Annotated in this window: 14 protein-coding genes; 3 read left to right on the forward strand and 11 right to left on the reverse strand. The window is 73.5% G+C overall.

What is annotated here, in order from left to right:
- Positions 1-163: 163 nt before the first annotated feature.
- The 3 genes from ACFRCR_RS01575 to ACFRCR_RS01585 are packed head-to-tail and all read right to left on the reverse strand — an operon-like array spanning position 164 to position 5,720.
- The gene (locus ACFRCR_RS01575) at positions 164-1,951 is read right to left on the reverse strand and encodes an FAD-dependent oxidoreductase (RefSeq protein WP_377674928.1); all 1,788 of its coding nucleotides are present in this window, start codon (positions 1,949-1,951) and stop codon (positions 164-166) included.
- Entirely contained in the window at positions 1,948-4,278 is a 2,331-nt protein-coding gene (locus tag ACFRCR_RS01580) for a molybdopterin oxidoreductase family protein (protein ID WP_377674930.1), read from the reverse strand. The genes ACFRCR_RS01575 and ACFRCR_RS01580 overlap by 4 nt, the downstream gene beginning before the upstream one ends.
- Before the next feature lie 2 nt (positions 4,279-4,280).
- Positions 4,281-5,720 carry an MFS transporter gene (locus ACFRCR_RS01585; protein WP_377674932.1) on the reverse strand — a complete coding sequence of 480 codons (1,440 nt, stop codon included), beginning with the start codon at positions 5,718-5,720 and terminating at the stop codon, positions 4,281-4,283.
- Positions 5,721-6,107: 387 nt separating this feature from the next.
- Here ACFRCR_RS01585 and ACFRCR_RS01590 point away from each other — a divergent pair, with 387 nt between their 5' ends.
- On the forward strand, positions 6,108-6,476 hold the full coding sequence (locus ACFRCR_RS01590; protein WP_377674933.1) for a hypothetical protein: 369 nt from the start codon (positions 6,108-6,110) through the stop codon (positions 6,474-6,476).
- A gap of 133 nt (positions 6,477-6,609) precedes the next feature.
- Here ACFRCR_RS01590 and ACFRCR_RS01595 read toward each other — a convergent pair whose 3' ends face one another.
- The 6 genes from ACFRCR_RS01595 to hisC form a co-directional block, all read right to left on the reverse strand.
- Positions 6,610-8,943: a choice-of-anchor A family protein gene (locus ACFRCR_RS01595; protein ID WP_377674935.1), complete on the reverse strand. Its 2,334-nt coding sequence runs from the start codon at positions 8,941-8,943 to the stop codon at positions 6,610-6,612.
- Positions 8,944-9,250: 307 nt separating this feature from the next.
- Entirely contained in the window at positions 9,251-10,681 is a 1,431-nt protein-coding gene (locus ACFRCR_RS01600) for a dihydrolipoamide acetyltransferase family protein (RefSeq protein ID WP_377674937.1), read from the reverse strand.
- A 59-nt stretch (positions 10,682-10,740) separates the two neighbouring features.
- Positions 10,741-11,763 (reverse strand): alpha-ketoacid dehydrogenase subunit beta, encoded by a 1,023-nt coding sequence (locus ACFRCR_RS01605; RefSeq protein ID WP_191796714.1) that lies wholly within the window; start codon positions 11,761-11,763, stop codon positions 10,741-10,743.
- Positions 11,760-12,956 (reverse strand): pyruvate dehydrogenase (acetyl-transferring) E1 component subunit alpha, encoded by a 1,197-nt coding sequence (pdhA, locus tag ACFRCR_RS01610; protein ID WP_377674954.1) that lies wholly within the window; start codon positions 12,954-12,956, stop codon positions 11,760-11,762. The genes ACFRCR_RS01605 and pdhA overlap by 4 nt, the downstream gene beginning before the upstream one ends.
- Before the next feature lie 377 nt (positions 12,957-13,333).
- Positions 13,334-13,615 carry a hypothetical protein gene (locus ACFRCR_RS01615; RefSeq protein WP_225228235.1) on the reverse strand — a complete coding sequence of 94 codons (282 nt, stop codon included), beginning with the start codon at positions 13,613-13,615 and terminating at the stop codon, positions 13,334-13,336.
- Between the two features lie 50 nt (positions 13,616-13,665).
- Positions 13,666-14,763, reverse strand: coding sequence for a histidinol-phosphate transaminase (hisC, locus tag ACFRCR_RS01620; RefSeq protein ID WP_377674940.1), 1,098 nt, complete (start codon positions 14,761-14,763; stop codon positions 13,666-13,668).
- Positions 14,764-14,881: 118 nt separating this feature from the next.
- Here hisC and ACFRCR_RS01625 point away from each other — a divergent pair, with 118 nt between their 5' ends.
- Positions 14,882-15,271, forward strand: coding sequence for a phage holin family protein (locus ACFRCR_RS01625; RefSeq protein ID WP_377674942.1), 390 nt, complete (start codon positions 14,882-14,884; stop codon positions 15,269-15,271).
- 152 nt (positions 15,272-15,423) lie between these two features.
- On the opposite strand, the gene ACFRCR_RS01630 is transcribed toward ACFRCR_RS01625, so the two are convergent.
- Together ACFRCR_RS01630 and ACFRCR_RS01635 are read right to left on the reverse strand one after the other, a co-directional pair.
- Positions 15,424-16,932: a hypothetical protein gene (locus tag ACFRCR_RS01630; RefSeq protein ID WP_377674944.1), complete on the reverse strand. Its 1,509-nt coding sequence runs from the start codon at positions 16,930-16,932 to the stop codon at positions 15,424-15,426.
- A complete protein-coding gene (locus tag ACFRCR_RS01635) occupies positions 16,929-17,228 on the reverse strand; it encodes a hypothetical protein (protein ID WP_377674946.1) in 300 nt (99 codons plus the stop codon). Before ACFRCR_RS01635 ends, ACFRCR_RS01630 begins: the two co-directional genes overlap by 4 nt.
- Positions 17,229-17,491: 263 nt before the next feature.
- Between ACFRCR_RS01635 and purB the strand changes: the two genes are divergently transcribed.
- A complete protein-coding gene (gene purB, locus ACFRCR_RS01640) occupies positions 17,492-18,967 on the forward strand; it encodes an adenylosuccinate lyase (RefSeq protein ID WP_377674948.1) in 1,476 nt (491 codons plus the stop codon).
- Positions 18,968-19,017 lie beyond the last annotated feature (50 nt).

Genomic DNA, 19,017 nt, shown 5'->3' on the forward strand with positions numbered 1-19,017 from the left:
GCGGTCCGGGTGTCCGGGAAGCGGCTGCTGCTCCGGACACTAGGGATGCGCGGTTTCCGCGCCGCTCCCGCCCCTTTGCCCCTCCGTAACGTTCTCCTCACGCCCGCCGGGGCAGGCGCGTGAGAACGTGCCGTGCGGCCCGCGGGCGCCGCCCCGGGACCGGTCAGCGGGGGGCGCCGGCCGGTTCCCGGGCCGCGGGGCGCGCGTCCACGGGCCTTTCCTGCTCCGGGTCCGCTCGCTGCAACCAGTCGGTGAGCCCGCACACGACGTCCTTGCACCCGCCGCACCCGGTCGTCGCGCGCGTCGCGCGGGCGATGTCCGTGGTGCTGCGCGCCCCCTCGCGCCAGCTCGCGACGATGTCACCCTTGGTCACGCCGTTGCAGCTGCACACCGTGGTCCGGTCCGGCATGCGCGTGGGGTCCGACGCCGGAGCCGCAGCCTGCGCGACGGGTCGCAGCAGGAGGTGGGCCGGGTCCGCGGGCACGGGGACCCGGCGGGTGTAGGTCGCGACGAGGTCGGCGCCGACCTGCGCGGCACCGACGACGGTCGCCCCGACGAGGAACCCGCCCGCGACCACGACCTCGACGTGCCGTCCCGCGTCGGGGTCGGTCAGGCGGAGCGTGCGATGGGTGGGGTCGTGGGGGCGCCGCGACCCGCAGACGCCCATCGCGACGACGTCGAGGCCCGCGGCCTTGAGCCGCACGACGTCGGTGGGTGCGGGGGTCGGCACGGGTGGCACCTGGCGGGGGCCACCGGGCGGACCGCCGGCACCCCTCTCCACGTCGAGCGCGATCCGCAGCGCCATGCTGGGCCGGTCCTCGTCGACGAACCGGACACGGGGGCGCGCACTCGCTCCCTCGGGGTCGGGCGCAGGACACCCCGGCGCGCCCCCAGGTTCCGCCAGGGACACCCGCAGGGCGAGCCGCGCCGCGAGACGCCGCGCCTGCTCCCACCCCTGCGCGATCAGCCCCGTCCCGCCCTCGGGCGGCTGTGCGCAGTCACCGATCGCGTACACGTCCGGGTCGTCGGGGCTCGCCAGCCCCTGCCCGACGACGACGCCCCGGTCCACCGTCAGGCCGGCGGTCCGGGCGAGGGTCGCCTCGGGCACCGTCCCGCACGCGAGCACGAGCAGGTCGGCCGGGATCTCGTCGGCCGGCGGGTCCGGGTCCGCGGCAGCAGGCCCTCCGGTGGCCCCAGCCCCCGGTGCGCCGGTCGCGCGAGGCGAGCGTCCGCCGTCGGGCACGAGGGCGAGCCCCGCGACCGCCGCACCCCCGTCGCCGACGCCTCGCACCACGACCTCGCGCGTGCGCGTCCCGGTCCGCACCGTGATCCCGAGCTCGACGAGCGTGCGCAGGGCCGCGAGGCCCGCGTCCGGGCCGAGCTGACGGTCCATGGGGCTCGCGCCGCCGTGCACCACGGTCACCGCGAGCCCGCGCCGGGCCAGGCCGCACGCGACCTCGAGCCCCAGGACCCCCGCACCGATCACGACGGCGCGGTGCGCGTCGGCGGTCGCCGCGACGATCTCGCGTGCGTCGTCGAGCGTGCGCAGGGCGTGCACCCCGGCCGGCAACGACCCGCCGGGCCCCGCGCGCAGGCCCGGGACGTCCGGGACACGCGCGGCCGAGCCGGTCGCGAGCACCACGGCGTCGTAGGGGAACGCCCCGTCGCTCGTGAGCACGGTGCGCGAGGCGCGGTCGATCGCGATCGCGGCCGCTCCACGGTGGACCTCGACGCGCTCGTCGTCGGCCGAGGGCAGGGTCAGCGCACCGATGTCGGCCCGGCCCGCGACGACCTCGCTCAGCAGGACACGGTTGTACGGCTCGTACCCCTCGTCGCCGAGCACGGTGACGCGGACCCGACCCGGTCCGACGCTCGCGAGCAGGTCGGCCACGAACCGCGACCCGACCATGCCGTCGCCCACGACGACGACCCGGAACCCGGTGTCGGTCACGCGACCACCTCCTCGGAGCGCTCGAACGCCCGGCCGAAGCCCGCGTCCGCACCCGGGTGCGGGTCCGCGCCGACGCCCCGGTCCGGCTCGACCGCGACCGCACAGACCTTGAACTCGGGCATCCCGGAGATCGGGTCGGTCGCGTCGGTCGTGATGCGGTTGACGCTCTCGGCGCCGCTCCAGTGGAAGGGCATGAACACCGTGTCGGTGCGGATGTCGTCGCTCCACCGCGCGGGGGCCCGGACGTCGCCCCGGGCCGACGTGAGCCGCACCGGGTCGCCGTCGCGGATGCCCAGCCGGAACCCGAGGATCGGGTGCATCTCGACGAACGGACCGGGCACGAGCCGGTCGAGGTCGGCGACGCGGCGTGTCTGCGCACCCGACTGGTAGTGCTGCAGGACGCGGCCCGTCACGAGGTAGACCGGGGCATCGGGCCGCAGGTCGTCGCTGGGGCCGACGTGGTCGACCGCGACCATGCGCGCGCGCCCGTCGGGGGTGTGGAAGCGGTCGAGGAACAGTCGCGGGGTACCAGGGTGCGCCTCTCCCCCGGGCCTCGTCGCCGGCACGGGCCAGTACAGCCCCGGCCCGCCCGCGACCTCGTCGGCGTCGAGCCGCGCGTGGCTGAGCCCCGAGTAGTCCGCGACACCGCCCGCCGAGGCCCGCGCGAGCTCGTCGAAGACCTCGGCCGGGTCGAGCGGGAAGGGCACGGTAGAGCCCAGCCTGCGTGCGAGCTCGGCGAAGACCCACAGCTCGGACCGCACGTCTCCCGGCGGCGTCACGGCCTGCCGTCGGCGGATCACGCGCCCCTCGAGCGACGTCATGGTCCCTTCCTCCTCGGCCCACTGCGTCACGGGCAGCACGACGTCGGCGCGCAGCACGGTCTCGGACGGCACCAGGTCGCACACCACGAGCAGGTCGAGGGCGTCGAGCCGCTCCGCGACGCGCGTCGCGTCCGGGGCGCTGACCAGTACGTTCGAGCCGTGCACGAGCAGCGCCCGCGGGCCGCCCGGCGTCCCGAGCGAGCGCAGCAGCTCGACCGCCGGCCTGCCCGGCCCGGGCAGCGAGGCCGGGTCGACGCCCCACACCGCGGCGACGTGGGCGCGAGCGGCCGGGTCGTCGATCGTGCGGTAGCCGGGGAGCTGGTCGGCCTTCTGCCCGTGCTCGCGCCCGCCCTGCCCGTTGCCCTGCCCCGTGATCGCGCCGTACCCGGACCCGGTCCGGCCGGGCAGGCCGAGAGCGAGCGCGAGGTTGATCGCCGCGGTGACGGTCGCGGTCCCCTGGGTCGACTGCTCGACGCCGCGGCCCGTGAGAACGTACGCCCCGCGCCCGCCGTGCGCGGGCGAGGCCGCGGCGAGGAGCCGACCGACACGGCGGAGGTCGTCGGCCGGGACGCCGCACACGGTCTCGGCCCGCTCGGGCCACCAGGCCGCGACCGCTCGCCGCACGTCCTCGACCCCGGACGCCCGCGCCACGAGGTACTCGTCGTCGGCGAGGCCCTCGGCCCACACGACGTGCAGGAGCGCGAGCAGCACCGCGAGGTCGGTTCCCGGCACGGGCTGCAGGTGGACGCCCTGGGGCGGACCCTCGCGCGGTCCCGTGAGCGCGGCGGTCGCCGAGCGTCGTGGGTCGACGACCACGAGGCCGCCGCGCTCACGCACGCCCGCGAGGTGCTGGACCGAGGGCGGCATGGTCTCGGCCAGGTTCGAACCGAGCAGCAGCACGGCACCGGCCCCCGCGAGGTCCGCGAGCGGGAACGGCAGGCCGCGGTCCGCACCGAACGCCCGGTTCGCCCCGGCGGCCGCGCTCGCCATGCAGAAGCGCCCGTTGTAGTCGATGTTCGCGGTGCGCAGCACGGTCCGCGCGAGCTTGCCCAGCGCGTACGCCTTCTCGTTGGTCAGTCCCCCACCGCCGAAGACCGCGACCGCGTCGCGCCCCGACTCGGCCTGGATCGCCGTGATCGAGGCGGCGACCCGGTCGAGCGCCTCGTCCCACGTCGCAGGCCGCAGCTCGCCGCGCGTCACGACGCCCGCCCCGTCGACCGTGCGGTCTCGCACGAGCGGGGCCGTGAGCCGGTCGCTCGCCGTGAGCAGGCTCGCGCTGGTCCAGCCCTTCTGGCACAGGCCACCCTTGTTGGTGGGGAACTCGCGCGGTGCGACGACCACGGGGGGCGAGGCTGCGCCGTCGGGCCCCCCGTCCTGCGCGGGCGTGAGCGTCATGCCGCACTGCAGCGCGCAGTAGGGACAGTGCGTGTCCCTGCCCGACGGCGCCGCTCGCCCGGCACGGACTGCCGCGCCCGGGGCGCGGGCAGGCCGGGCGACGGGGTCCATGATCAGACCCCCGCCGCGGCCAGCGACGCACCTCGGCGCCGGTAGACGGCCCACGTCACGACGGCCATGACGGCGTACACGCCGATGAAGATCCACAGCGCCGGGACGAGCGACCCCGCGAGGTCGTTCGAGACCGCGAAGCCGCGCGGGATGAGGAAGCCGCCGAACGCCCCCACGGCCCCCGCGATCCCGATGCACCCCGCGGCCGCCTTGCGGACCCGGAGGCGGTGGGCGGCGCGCTCGTCGTCGGACAGGCCCTTCGCCGTCGCCTCCCCCGACGCCGCGAAGACCGCGGGGATCATGCGGTAGGTCGCGCCGTTGCCGATGCCCGTCGCGACGAACAGCAGCAGGAACGAGCCGAAGAACGGTCCGAACGAGTGCGACCCGAGCGCCTGGATCGCGCCGAACGCGCCGACGGCCATGACGGCGAACGCCGCGATCGTCACGCGGGCCCCACCGATCCTGTCGGCGACGATCCCGCCGAGAGGTCGGGACACCGAGCCCACGAGCGCACCGAGGAACGCGATCGAGAGCGTGACCTCGGGGAACTGGTTCTTGAGCAGCGTCGGGAACGCGCCCGAGTAGCCGATGAACGACCCGAACGTCCCGATGTAGAGGAACGAGATGATCCACGTGTGCCGGTTGCGGGCCGCCGCGGCGAACGAGCGCACGTCCGCCGTGGCGTGCGACAGGTTGTCCATGAAGCGCCACGCGAGGAACGCCGCGAGCAGGACGAAGGGGATCATCATGAGCCCCGCCCGCTCCAGGGCGATGCCCGCTCCCGTCACGATCACGAGCGGCACCGCGAGCTGGACCGCGGCCGTCCCGAGGTTGCCGCCCGCGGCGTTGAGCCCGAGCGCCTTCCCCTTCTCCTTCTCGGGGTAGAAGAACGAGATGTTGGCCATGGAGGACGCGAAGTTGCCGCCGCCGACCCCGGCGAGCGCCGCCACGAGCAGCATCACGCCGAACGGCGTCCGCGGGTCCTGCACCACGACCGCGAGCGAGACCGTGGGCACCAGGAGGAGCAGCGCGGACACGATCGTCCAGTTGCGTCCCCCGAACAGCGGGACCGCGAACGTGTACGGGATGCGCAGCGTCGCTCCCACGAGGCTGGGAACGGCTATGAGCCAGAACTGCTGGTCCACGGTGAAGGTGAAGCCGGCCGCACCGAGCTGCGGCACGACGATCGACCACAGTGCCCACACCGCGAACCCGAGGAACTCGGCGAACACCGAGATCCACAGGTTGCGGGTGGCGACCCGGCGGCCGCCGTCGCGCCAGAACGTGGGGTCCTCGGGGTCCCAGTGCTCGATCCAGCGCCCGCGGCGACGGGACGGGGCCGCAGCAGGTGCCGCTCCGGGCGCCGGCGCCTGCGGCGACACCGACGACGGCGTGAGCGCGGTGGTCGTGACCTGTGGGGTGGGACCTGCGGGGACGGGCATGGCGCCTCCTGGTGGGACCGGGTGAGACCTGGGCGGAACCGTTGCCGGTGGGGTCGTCGAGCGAGGCCCGACCGGTACCCGTGACCGTAGGAAGCGCGTGTTTCTGCCGGGCGCGGCGCCCGTTTCCCGTCCGTAAGGGTTTGCGCACACCGCGTCCGACCGGGCTGTGAGCCGCTCCTGCACCGTCCGTGGGGAGCGCAGTGACCAAACCGTCAGGTGATTTCCGGACGGTGCGGCGTTTCATCCTGCCCGAGTCTCACGAAGCCGGTCTAGACTCGCGCCAGTCCCTTCGACGGCGGCCGGGCTGGGCGCGCTCCGACCGCTGCACGACGGGGCGCGCCGCCGGACCCACGTCCAGGGGTTGAGATTCGAGAAAAGGATCCACGCATGCCGCGACAGAGCACCGCTGCATCCGGAGCGGTCAACCCGCTGCGCGCGCTCGCCGCGCTCGTCCGTCTGACGAACACGCCCGCACCCCAGGACGTCGACCACAGCGCGGCCCTGTGCCGGGTGTGCGCCTGGTACCTCGACGAGGCGGGCTGGACGCTCGACGGCCCCACGCACACGATCTGCGACTGCTGCGGCGCGGAGAGCGGGATCGACGACACGACTCCCGAGCGCATCATCGCCTACCGTCGTCGCTGGACCCGCGGCGGGCACGTCTGGTTCGACCCGACGCGCAGGCCTGCCGGCTGGTCCTACGACGACGGCCTGCCGTCGGACACGCAGGACCGCTGGAGCGCCGCGCGTCACTGACCGTCCTCGGGCCGGGCAGGACCCGGTCGCACGACCTGACGAGGGGGTGGTGGGCCGGTCCGGCTCGCCACCCCCTCTCTCGTTCGTCCTCGGGCCCGCGCCCCCCTCTCCGGGCCGGCGCGGGCCGCACGAGCTACTTCGTGCCCGACGTCCAGCGTCGACGGGCGACGACCGCCGCGAGGCCGACCGCGACGAACAGCACCGACAGTCCGGCGATCATCGCGATGTCCGCGCCCGTCGCCGGCAGGTCCGTGCCCGGGGTCGCCGGGATCGACGGGGTGGGCGTCGGTGTGGGGGTCGGCGCGACCTCGGCCGCGTTGGTCACGACGACCTCGGCCGAGGAGCCGCCGCCCACGACGAGCCGGTTCGTGGCCTGACCGGCGACCGTGATGGTCGGCGTTCCCCAGGTGATCCCCGGGACCCCCGGCAGGGCGATCTCCGCGAACGTGACGACCGTGCCCTCGGGCAGGTCCTGGGGGCCGACCACGGGGGTCCCGTCAGCAGGGACCTGGACGTCCTGGCTGACCGTCGTGCCGTTGACGGCGTAGGAGTAGCGCACCGTGAACACCGTGTCCGCGGGGACCTGGGCGGCGGCGTCCCCGTCGAGCGCCTTCGCGATCTCGAACCCGCCGACGGTGCTGCGGAACGTGTTGGTCACGGTGACCGCGACGGTCCCCGTCTCGCCCGTGCCGATCACGACGTCCGTGGGGTCGACGCTCGCCCCGTCCCACTCGTAGGTCCCGTCCGCGAAGTCTCCGGGCTCGGTCGTGAGCGGCCCTTCGGCGAAGGTGCACGTGGTCCCGACAGGGAACCACGCCTCGCTGCCGTCCACCTCCGGACGAGCCGTCGCCCCCGCGGCGACGCTCACGGCCCCGGACGTCACCGCCGGAGCGACGGCGACCCCGTCCACCCAGGCCCCGGCGGAGCACTGCCAGGCGACGTCGAACTCGCGAGTCCCGACGTACCCGCCGTCCGGTCCCGACACGACCTTGGTCACGTCGACCGTGCCGAGCAGCGCGTTGACCAGGCCGATCGTGATGTTCTGGCCCGCCTCCGTGATCGTGAAGCTGTCCGTCGCCTGCCCGTCGATCGTGAACACGGGCTGAGCCCACTGCCGGTCCCCCGCGTCCACGGGGACGAGGACACCGTTCACGTCCTCGTACACGCCGTCGAGGTCCTCGAAGATCTGACAGGTCTCGTCGACGGGGATGTTGCCGAACACGGTCACCTCGTCGGCCTTGACGGCCCATCGCGTCATGAAGATCGCACCGTCGGGCAGGGTGCAGCGCGCAGAGCCCGTGAAGACGAGGTTCGTGAGACCCGACCCGGGGGTCACGGTCTTGGTCACGGTCACCTGGCCGACCTCGGTCGGGATCGGCGGGGCGTCGTCGTCGCACGGGAACGCGTAGTTCCAGGGGTAGTTGTGGTGCTCGGTACCCGCCCCGCCCATGACGTAGTCACCACCGACGAGGATGCGGCCGTTGGTGCTCGTGGTCGCGGTGAGGTCGATGTCGGGCCCCAGGATCGAACCCATGAACTGGCCGTTCTGACCGATCGACACCTGGTCGGACCCCGTGAAGTTCCACATCAGGCTCGTCGCGAAGTCGGCGAACCCGGGGAAGCCGAACGCGTCGACCCGGACGCCGTCCGCGGTGAAGTCCTGCGGCGAGAAGGCGAGGGGGCCCCCGGTCACGTTGACCACGATCGAGTCGCCGTCGGGGACGCCGTTGAACTGGACGGCGTTCGAGCCGTCGAGCGTCGCGGCGGCGACCTCGAAGACCTGGAGCCCGGGGTGGGCTGGGTCGTCGGTCCCGGCGGTGAAGACGACCGTGTCCCCCGAGCGGGTGGCCGTGCCGTTCGGGGCGAACGCGGCGAGCTCGGCCGAGACGTCGATCATCTCCTGCGGGAAGACCGTGGGGTCGTAGGGCAGCAACGCGCTCGGCCCCATGTTCTCGACGGCCCCCGCGCCGTTCGTCAGGAGCCGGGAGTCGTCGTCGATGACCCCGCCGACGTGCACCGCCCCTCCTCCGGTGGCCCCGGCGCCGACGTCGACGGCCGAGCTCGGTCCGATGGTCAGGTTCCCGCCCACGGCCAGCATGGTCGACCCGGGCGTCGGCGCCGCGCCCGAGCCGGCTCCCACGACCCCGACGTTGAAGATCCCGTTCCGCTCGAAGCTCGCCTCCCCGTGGACGACGAGCAGGCCCTCGCTCTCGGCCGCGTTCTCGTTCGCCGTGAAGTCCCCACCGACGTACACCGCGACGGCGTTGTCGGTGAACAGGGGCGGCCCGACGGTCCCGTCGTTGTCCCCGTCGGGGCACGTCGGGAGCTGTTCTGCGGCGGCGGGCGCGACGAACGGTCCGACGGCCGCGGCCCCGAGGGTCAGCGCGGCGGTGAGTGCGAGGACCGACGTCGAGGCGACCAGCCGTCGACGCGAGGTCCGTCCTTCGGGGGAGCGGGTGGTCGTCATCGGGTACGCCCTTCCTCGTCGAGTCCTGACAGTCTCTGGTCAACTCCGAGACCGGGCAACCGGTAGGGATTCGTCCCGGCGACCCGAGAGCGACCCGGCTGGGACCGGACGTCAGGACCGCGCGAGACGCGCCACCTGGGCGGCGAGGTGCCGTTGTTCCGGGGTGCTCGTGGAGTGCGCGGCGGCCCGGCGGTAGTGCTCGAGCGCCGCCGTCCGGTGCCCGGCCTGCTCCGGCTCACCAGGAGCACGACGAGAGGGAGCGCGCAGGTCGCCCTGCGCGCTCCCTCCCGGTGGTCGGCGGTGCTCGTCAGCCCCAGACGAGCGCCTGGGCCGGGTCCTCGAGGATCTTCGCGACGTCGGCGAGGACGTACGCACCGAGCGCGCCGTCGACCAGGCGGTGGTCGAAGCTCAGCGCGAGCTGCGTGACCCAGCGCTTCTTGATCTTCCCCTTGTGGACCCAGGGCTGCTCGCGGATCGCGCCGAACGCGAGGATCGCGGCCTCGCCCGGGTTGAGGATCGGGGTGCCGGTGTCGATCCCGAACACGCCCACGTTGGTGATCGTGATGGTCCCGTCGGACATGTCGGCGGGCGACGTGCGGCCGGCGCGAGCCGTGGCCGTGAGGTCCGCGAGCCCCTGCGCGAGGCCCTTGAGGTCGAGGCGGTGCGCGTCCTTGATGTTGGGCACGACGAGCCCGCGCGGCGTCGCGGCCGCGATCCCCAGGTTCACGTAGTGCTTGTAGACGATCTCCTGGGCGGCCTCGTCCCAGCTCGCGTTGATGTCGGGGTGGCGGCGCACCGCGAGCAGCAGCGCGCGCGCCGTGATGAGCAGGGGCGTGACGCGCACGTCCTTGAACTCGCGGTCCTCGCGGAGCTTCGCGACGAGCTTCATGGTCTTGGTGACGTCGACCGTGTGGAACTCGGTCACGTGCGGAGCCGTGAACGCGCTCTGGACCATGGCCTCGGCAGTGCGCTTGCGCACGGACTTCACGGGCACGCGCGTCTGGCGTCCGTCGGGGGTCACGGACGAGCCCGTCCCCGCGTCGTTGAGCCAGGGCGAGTCGTCGCCCGCGTAGGTGGCGAGCGTGCGCGGCTCGGAGCGCGCGTTGTAGGCGAGCACGTCCTCGCGCGTGATGATCCCGCCCGGGCCGGTCGCGGGCACGGACGCGAGCTCGACGCCCAGATCGCGCGCGAGCTTGCGCACGGGGGGCTTGGCGAGGACGGTCCGGCCGGCGGTCGCGGCGGAGACCAGGGCACGGATGGGGCCCGACGGCGCCGGTCGCGCCGGCTGCACGGCGGGTGCCGGGGCCACCCGAGCGGGAGGCGCGGCGACGGGCACGGGGCGCTCCGCCGTCGGGCCTGCGGGCGCAGCGGCGGCCCGGCGCGGGCGACGCGCGCTCGCCTGCTCGGCGACGCCGTAGCCGACGAGGACGGCGCCGCCACCCTCGGCAGCAGGCACCTCCGCCGCGGGGGCGGGGGCCGACGGCTCGCCCGTCGGGTCCGTGTCGACCACGATGATCGGCACGCCGACCTCGACCGTGTCGCCCTCGGCGACGAGCAGCTCGGTGACGACGCCCGTGTAGGGGGACGGGAGCTCGACGAGCGACTTGGCCGTCTCGATCTCCACGATCGTCTGGTTGACCGTGACCTCGTCACCGACGGCCACGTGCCACTGCACGATCTCCGCCTCGGTGAGTCCTTCGCCGGCGTCAGGGAGCTTGAACTGCTCGAAGGTGGGCACTGCCTGCTCCTCGTGTGAACTGGTCTGCGGGTCGGAAGATCGGGTGCGGCGCGGGGCCGTCAGAACGCCATGGCGCGGTCGACCGCGTCGAGGACCCGGTCGAGGCTCGGCAGGTACTCGTGCTCGAGCTTCGCCACGGGGTACGGCGTGTGGAAGCCGCCCACGCGCAGCACGGGCGACTCGAGCTCGTAGAAGCACTCCTCGGTCACGCGTGCGGCGATCTCGGCGCCCGAGCCGAGGAACGTGGCGGCCTCGTGCACCACGACGCAGCGCCCGGTCCTGCGGACCGACGCGACGACCGTCGCGGTGTCGAGCGGCGAGATGTTGCGCAGGTCGACGACCTCGATGCTCGTGCCCTCGGCGGCGGCCGCGGCCGCGGCCTTGAGCGCGGTCGGGACCGTGGGGCCGTACGCGACGAGCGTCAGGTCCGTGCCCTCGCGCACCACGACCGCTGAGTTGAGCGTCGAGTCGCCCACGGGGCCGTCGAGCACGACGTCGCCCTTGTCCCAGTAGCGTCCCTTGGGCTCGAAGAACAGCACGGGGTCCGGGGACGCGATGGCCTCGCGGATCATCGTGTACGCGTCCTGCGGGGTCGACGGCGAGACCACGCGCAGCCCGGGGGTGTGCGCGAACAGCGCCTCGGGGCTCTCGCTGTGGTGCTCGACCGCGCCGATCCCGCCGCCGAACGGCACGCGGATCACCACGGGAAGGTTGAGACGCCCGCGCGAGCGGTAGTGCATCTTGGCGAGCTGCGTCGTGATCTGGTCGTAGGCCGGAAAGATGAAGCCGTCGAACTGGATCTCGCACACGGGTCGGTAGCCGCGCAGCGCGAGCCCGATCGCGGTCCCGACGATCCCGGACTCGGCGAGCGGGGTGTCGACCACCCGGTCCTCGCCGAAGCTCGCCTGGAGCCCGTCGGTCACACGGAAGACACCGCCGAGCCTGCCGATGTCCTCACCCATGAGCAGGACCTTGGGGTCGCCCGCGAGCGAGGCACGCATGCCCTCGTTGATGGCCTTGCCCAGCGTGAGGCGGGCCGTGCCGGTCGCCGTGGCCGGTGCGGTGGTGGTCGGCGCGCTCATCGTGCTCCTCCGTGCTGGTCGTGCGTCCTCGAGGCTCCCTCGTCCGTGAAGGACGCCTCGTACTCCTCGAACCACCGGCGCTCGGCCGTGACGACCGCGTGCTCGGTCGCGTACACGTGCTCGAACATCGACTCGGTCGACGGGCGGCCCAGGCCCCGGACGAACGTCCGCAGCCGCTCGCCGAGCGCGTCGCCCTCGGTCTCGAGGTCCGCGGCCCACTGCTCGTCCCACGCACCCTCGGCCTCCAGGAGGAGGCGCAGGCGGTCGATGGGGTCCCGACGGCGCCACAGCTCCTCCTGCTCGGAGGTGCGGTAGCGCGTGGGGTCGTCCGAGGTCGTGTGGGCACCCATGCGGTACGTGTAGGCCTCGATGAACGTGGGGCCACCGCCCGAGTGCGCACGCTCGAGCGCCTCGGCCGTCGCGGCGTAGCACGCGAGGACGTCGTTGCCGTCGACCCGCAGGCTCGGGATGCCGAAGCCGTGGGCACGCTGGTGGATCGGCACGCGTGACTGCTTGGTCGTGGGCTCGGAGATGGCCCACTGGTTGTTCTGGCAGAAGAACACGACCGGGGACTCGTTGACCGCGGCGAACACGAGGGCCTCGCTCACGTCGCCCTGGGACGTGGCGCCGTCGCCGAAGTACGTCACGACCGCGGTGTCCTTGGCCGGGTCACCCGTGCCGACGAGACCGTCGCGCTGGACGCCCATCGCGTAGCCCGTCGCGTGCAGCGTGTGCGAGCCGATCACGAGCGTGTAGAGGTGGAAGTTGTGCTCGTCCGGGTCCCAGCCTCCGTGGTCGATGCCACGGAACTGGCGCAGGATGTCCGCGACGTCGACGCCGCGCGTGTACGCGACCCCGTGCTCGCGGTAGGACGGGAAGACGTAGTCCTGCGGGGCGAGCGCCCGGCCCGAGCCGATCTGCGCTGCCTCCTGGCCGAGCGCCTGGGGGAAGAGCCCGAGCTCGCCCTGCCGCTGCAGAGAGGTCGACTCGTCGTCGAAGCGGCGGGTCAGGACCATGTCGCGGTACAGGCCGCGCAGGGCGTCGGCGTCCAGGTGGGCGACGCGCTCGCGATAGGCCGCGTTCTCCGGGGTCTCGACCCGCGCACCGGTCGGGGTCAGGAGCTGGAGGAGGTCCGCGTCGACGGGGAGCGTCGCCCCGGTGTCCGGGGTACCGGTGTCCGTCGAGGCCGCCAGGGGACCGCCGGCAGTCTCGGCTGCGAGGTCGGCCGCGGGGGCCGTGTGCTGCTGGTTCACGCGTTCTCCTTCGGTGCGGCCCGAGGCGTGAGCCCGGGTCGCTCGGGGGCGGTCCTCGGCCGTTCCCGACCGAACCTACGACACCGTAGCTTACGCAAGCGTAGGCTACGAGCCCGTAGCCTCCTCCGCCATTGGAGGACAAACCTTCCCCGCTCGTCTTTGGAGGTTCCCTCCAACCCGGCGTCCACGTCGCACCGCGAACCAGGGCGTCACGGGCTGAACGGTTGGCGCAACCCCTCAGAAGCCCGGGGCGCCCCCGCTCCCCCACGCCCCTCGCCACGTACAGCGGCGCCTGTCCGCACGCCGAGACTCGGGGGTCAGCCCTGCGGATACTGACCGGTGTACCCCGCCCGCGCACGCAGGGCGTCCCGCTCCCGGACGACCGGCCACGTCGAGAACGCGAACACCAGGAACATCACGACGTTCAGCAGCGGCACGATCCCCACGAGGACCCACCACCCCGAGTAGCCGGCCTTGCGGATGATCTGGATGTAGGCGATCAGGAAGATGATCGCGACGGCCGCCCAGACGATCAGCGCGGCCGTGCCGAAGAGCCAGCCGTAGTCGTCCTGGAGCTGGTCGTACGAGGGAGTGTCCATACCGGGAGTCTTCTCCCGGTGGCTTCCTCCGGCAACAGGTACCGGTGCCGCTACCGCCAGCCGGCCGCGACCCTCAGGAACGCCTCGGTCGCCTCCTCCTCGCCCACGCTCACCCGGATGCCCTCGCCCGCGAACGGGCGCACCAGGAGACCCGCCGCCGACGCGCCCGCGGCGAGCTCCGCCGTCGGGCCACCGAGCGGGAACCACACGAAGTTCGCCTGCGTCTCCGGCAGGTCCCAGCCCTGGTCCCGCAGCCCCTCGACCAGGCGCTCGCGCCGCGAGACCAGGTGCTCGACGCGCTCGAGCAGCTCGTCCTTGACCGACAGGGCCGCGAGCGCCGCTCGCTGGGCCACGTGCGAGACGCCGAACGGCGTGGAGACCGCGCGGATGCCCGCCGCCAGCGCGGGCTCGGCGACCGCGTAGCCGACGCGCAGCCCGGCCAGGCCGTACGCCTTGGACAGCGTGCGCAGCAGGACCACGTTGGGGTGCGCCGCGAGGACCGCGAGGCCGTCGGGCGCCTGCGGGTCGCGTACGAACTCCAGGTAGGCCTCGTCGAGGACCACCAGGACGTCGGTCGGGACCGCCGCGAGGAACGCATCGAGCTCGCCCGCGTGCACCACGGGGCCCGTCGGGTTGTTGGGCGTGCAGACCAGCACGACGCGCGTGCGGTCGCTGATCGCCGCGGCCATCGCAGGCAGGTCGAGCCGACCTTCCCGGGTCACCGGGACGCGCACCGAGGTGCCGCCCGCGACCGCGACCGCGATCGGGTACGCCTCGAACGAGCGCCACGGGTACACGACCTCGTCGCCCGCGTCCACGACGGCCGACAGGATGTGCGCGAGCACCGCCACCGAGCCGTTGCCCACGACGACCTGCGCCGCGTCCACGCCCAGGTCGGTCGCGAGCGCCTCGGTCAGGTCCGTCGCGTACATGTCCGGGTAGCGGTTGGTGTCCGCGGCCGCGTCGACGATCGCCGCGACGACCGCGGCGGGCGGCGGGTACGGGTTCTCGTTGGACGACAGCTTGAACGCGCTCGACCCGGGTGCGAGGCGCGCACCCGGCACGTAGGCAGGCAGCGCGGCAACGGCGGCACGGAGCGGGACGCCTGCGGCGGGGGGCGTGGGCACGGAGGGCGCGGGGCTGGTCACGCCCTCCAGGATGCCATCGTCCCCCGCTGCCCGACGGCGTCGCTCACGTCGCGGGCACCTCCCACCCTCCCCGGCGTGGCCCGGCGGAGCGATGGACAGGGATGGCAGGATGGCACGCATGAGCTTCGTCATCCGCGTCATCGTCACCGGCATCGCGATCTGGCTCACGAGCCTGTTCATCGACGACCACTTCTCGATCGTCGGCTCCGACACCGTCGGTGGCCAGATCGTGATCGTCCTCGCCGTGGCCCTCATCTACTCACTGGTCAACGCGATCATCAAGCCGATCGTGCAGGTCATCTCGATCCCGCTCTACATCCTCACGCTGGGCCTGTTCACGCTCGTCGTGAACGCCCTCATGCTGATGCTCACGGCGTGGATCACCGAGCAGACCGACTGGGGCATCCGGATCGAGGGCGGGTTCTGGTGGGCACTGCTCGCCGCGCTCATCATCGGCGTCCTGAACTTCCTCATCTCCGCGGTGGTCGCACCCAAGTCACGGGTCTGACCCTGCCGGGCCGACCTCGACCGAGGGCGACCACGAACCCTGGAGCAGCCGTGCGGACGGACTCGTCGCTATGGCCGACGGACGCCGCGTCCGAGGCCGTGGCCGTGGCCGTGCCCGTGGCCGTGGCCGTGGCCGTGGCCGTGGCCTCAGGGTCACGGCGGGGCGACGGGCAGCGGGTCGAGCGCTCCACGGAAGTAGCGCGCCTCGACACGTTCACCCGAGACGGCCTTCTCGAGCGCGTCGAGGTTGTCCACGAGCCCCGGCTGGCCGACCTCGCGGGCACGCCCGAGGACCTCGACGTGGAACGGCACGCCGTGCGGGACCTTGCCGTTCGCCCCGGGTACGCCCGGCAAGTCGAGGTCCGCGCGGACCGTAACCCGGTCCGGGCCGACCGGGTTGTCGGCGCCGTCGAGCTGGGAGACGCCCTCCTGCTCGATCTCGACGTGCGTGGCGCGGACGCCTGAGGGCAGGGCCGCCAGCCCGACCGGCGCCCCCGCAGTCAGGACCTGGCGGACGTCGTATCGGGGCACGGTTCCTGCCGCGGCCGCGGTGCCTGTGGCGGCTGCCGCGACGGCCATCGCGACCATGCCACCCTGGGAGTGGCCGACGAGCACGACCTCCTCCCCCGCGGGGATGCCGGCCTGACGCATGGCCTCGAGCACGTGCGCGGTGCTGTCGGCGTGCTCGCCCTGCACCAGGTCGAAGTTCGACGTCATGCTGAACGGCGTCGTCGGGTTCCCGAGCTGTGTCCCGGGCACCGTCACGACCCACGTCGCCCGCTGGTCGTCGTCCACGTACTTCTCGACCGAGACGACCGAGTCCGGGAGGTCGTTGCCCGTGCCGTAGACCACGTCGATCCCGGACAGGAGGTCCTCGGCGCTGCGTGCCACGGGCTTGTCGAACCCGTCGGGCAGGTCCGTGCCGGTGAGCTCGGTCGTCACGACCCCCGGCTCGAACAGCCGCCGGTAGGACTGGGACACGTCGCGCAGCGCACCGGCCGCGTCCTGGACGGTCGCCCCACGGAACCAGCCGCCGAGACCACCGAGCCCTCGACCGGCCGCCCCGATCCCGATGATCGCGCTCGTTCCCCGCACCACTTCGTCGTGGTACGCCCCGGACCCCGTGAGGAGACGCCCCGGCTGCACCCCCTGCCCCGCCCCGATCCCCTTCCCGACGTCGTAGGCCCCGGCCGCCAGCACCACCCCGATCCCGAGCCCGGGCACCCCCGCGAGCCACGAGACGAAGCCCTCGGCCCCTGACTCGCCCTCCTCGTAGATCCCGGCGGCCTTCCGGAGCCGGTCGAACAGCCCCAGGAGCACCTCGCGCGCCAGGACGAGCGCGTCGGTGTAGGCCACGGTCTCGTCGAGCAGCGCGGAGCGCGCGGTCACGACCTCGGGCGGGACGGGAGCCCACGACGACGTCCCGGGACCGAGGGTCCCGTAGCACCCCGCCATCGCGTCGACCCAGCGCACCGAGGAGGGCGGCACGTCCACGAGGCCGCTGACGAGCCCGTAGGCACGCCGGCTCTCGTCGACGGCGGCCTCGACGTGCAGCGCAGCCTCGAGGACGGTGGCGGCGGCCGCGACCAGGTCGGCCGTCTCGACCCGGGTCGTCCCTCCGGAGACGACGACCCCTGCGGTCGGGTCCGGTGTGCTGCTCATCGCAAGCTCGCCTCGGCGTTCGCGGCCTCGATCGTCCGGACGTACCGCGCTGCCGCCCCCACCGCCCGGTCGGCGGCGCGGTCCGTCCGGTACAGCTCGTGGACCGCCTCGACGACGAGGTCCCGGTACCCGTCCGACGCCTGCCCCTCCCACGCGACGTCCGCGGTCCGGCGGACCCTCGTGACGGCCTCGACGACGAGGTCTGCCGCGCGGCGCAGCTCGGGCCGGGGATCGACCACGTCGAGGGCAGGGGACCAGCCGGAGGTGACGCCGGGGAGGGAGAAGGAGGTCGACATGCGCACGACCGTAGGGACACTCCCCCGGGGCCCGCTGGTCGGCGCTCGCTTCTGTGGGCAGGAGCTCCGCCCGCCGGGCCTGTGCACGGCCCGGTCTCCTTCGACCTCCCTCGACCTCCTTCGTCGCGGACGCGCACGGCCCTGTCCTCGTCGAACCGGCCGTTCTGCGACGTCACCCGCATGCTCGGCAGCGACGCGCGCCCAGCGCGAGACGACCGCGAGACGCCCGCTCCGCCGTCGGGCGCCCGTGGGAGAATGGCGCCATGCCTACGGACTCCGCCGACTCCGCCGCGCCCGCCGTGACCACGCCCCAGCGCGCCACGCTCGCCGACATCACCCCGCCCATCGCCCTGGGCCCGCTCGACGGGCGCTACCGTGGCGCCGTCGCGCCTCTGGTCGACCACCTGAGCGAGGCCGCGCTGAACCGCGAGCGCCTCCACGTCGAGGTCGAGTGGCTCATCGCCCTCACCGAGGGCCCCGTGGTCCCGGGCGCGCCCGCGCTGAGCGACGCCGAGAAGGCGTACCTGCGCGCGATCGTCACGGACTTCGACGCCGCGGGCATCGCCGAGCTGGGCGAGATCGAGCGCGTCACGGTGCACGACGTCAAGGCCGTCGAGTACTACATCAAGCGTCGGCTCGAGGCCGCCCCGAGCATCCTGGGCGAGGGCACCGTCCTGCCATCGGCGGGCGAGCTGGTGCACTTCGCGTGCACGAGCGAGGACGTCAACAACCTGTCGTACGCGCTCATGGTGCAGGGCGCGGTGCGCGACGTGTGGCTGCCCGCCGCGACGGCCCTCGCGGACCAGCTCGCGGACATGGCGCGCGAGCACGCGGCCGTCCCGCTGCTGAGCCGCACGCACGGCCAGCCGGCGACGCCCTCCACCCTGGGCAAGGAAATTGCCGTGCTCGCGCACCGCCTGCGCCGCCAGCTGCGCCGCATCGAGGGCGCCGAGTACCTCGGCAAGCTCAACGGCGCGACGGGCACGTACGGCGCGCACACGGTCGCCGTGCCGGGCGTCGACTGGCCGGGCGTCTCGAAGTCCTTCGTCGAGAGCCTGGGCCTCACGTGGAACCCGCTGACGACGCAGGTCGAGTCGCACGACTGGCAGGCCGAGCTCTACAGCGACCTGGCCCGCTTCAACCGCGTCCTGCACAACCTCAGCACCGACGTGTGGACGTACATCTCGCTCGGCTTCTTCAAGCAGATCCCGGTGCCGGGCGCGACGGGGTCCTCGACCATGCCGCACAAGGTCAACCCGATCCGCTTCGAGAACGCCGAGGCGAACCTCGAGATCTCCTGCGCGCTGCTCGACACGCTCGCCTCCACGCTCGTGACCTCGCGCCTGCAGCGCGACCTCACGGACTCGACGACGCAGCGCAACATCGGTCCGGCGTTCGGCCACTCGCTGCTCGCGGTGGACAACGTCTCGCGCGGGCTGCGCGCGCTCGCGGTCAACGCGGACCTGCTCGCCGCGGACCTCGACGCCAACTGGGAGGTGCTCGGCGAGCCCATCCAGTCGGCCATGCGCGCGGCCTCGGTCGCGGGCGTCCCCGGCATGGAGAACCCGTACGAGCGACTGAAGGACCTCACGCGCGGGCACCGGCTCACGGGTGAGGAGATGCGGGAGTTCGTCCAGGGCCTCGGCCTGCCCGACGACGTCACGCGCCGCCTCACGGACCTCACCCCGGGCACGTACACGGGCATCGCGGAGCAGCTGGTCGCCGACTACCTGGACTGAGCCTCGGCACCCAGGCCACCGAGAACGGGGTTGAGGTCGTCATCCGACGG

It is taken from the genome of Oerskovia sp. NPDC056781, assembly GCF_042789955.1.
GTDB classification, from domain to species: Bacteria; Actinomycetota; Actinomycetes; order Actinomycetales; family Cellulomonadaceae; genus Oerskovia; species Oerskovia rustica.